This is a genomic window from Nonomuraea sp. K271 (assembly GCF_009908215.1).
In the GTDB taxonomy this organism is placed as follows: Bacteria; Actinomycetota; Actinomycetes; order Streptosporangiales; family Streptosporangiaceae; genus Nonomuraea; species Nonomuraea longispora.
In genome coordinates this window covers 1-675 of record NZ_JAAAHR010000397.1, presented here as the reverse complement: position 1 = coordinate 675, position 675 = coordinate 1, and the positions used below count along the sequence as shown (strand labels likewise).

Sequence of the window (675 nt, the reverse complement as noted above, 5' to 3'; positions counted from 1 at the left end):
TCCTGACTCCCGCCAGAGCGACCGGCACCCCGCCGCTTCTCCAGCCAACCGGCACCATCACCACCGGACCGGCCAGCACCCCGCCGACCTGCGGACCGGCCAACGTCCTCACCACCACCGGACCAACCGCCACCCCGCCGACCCTCAGACCGGCCAACGTCCTCACCACCACTGGACCGGCCGGCGCCCCGCCGGCCCTGTGACCGGCCGATGTCCCCGTCTCTGCCGGGCCCGTGGGCGTGGCCGTCGTCGCGGAACCAGCCGGCGCCTCCCGATCCGGGCTGCCCGGTGCTGTCAGGGAAGCCCCCTGCCGCCGCGTTCCCCCCGGCGAACGGCCCGGTGTTGGTACCGGCTCCGAGCGGCCCGGCTCCCGGATCGCCGGCGGGTGGGTCGGCGGCAGCCCGGCGGGCCGATCTGCGTCCTCCGCGCGCGCGAGCCGGCCGGCCGCCGTCGCCCTCCCCGCTCGCCGCAGCGGGCCAGCCGCCGGATTGACCCGAGGGCCGGTCACCACCGTCCGCTGACCGGCCACGGGAGTTCGTAAGGTCCGGGTCGGGCGCGGCCTGCTGCCTGCGGCCACGCGCCCGCCCCCTCCGGCCGCCACGGGAACCCGGCGACCGGTCCGTACCGTCCGTGGGGACGCCCTCGGTTCCGGAAAGCGACCCGCCGCCATGAGCG

At 77.9% G+C, this 675-nt stretch carries 1 pseudogene; it reads left to right on the top strand.

The features are described 5' to 3' along the window. Positions 1–203, top strand: a pseudogene (locus tag GUY59_RS49715) (hypothetical protein); the annotation flags it as partial. Between the last annotated feature and the right edge of the window lie 472 nt (positions 204–675).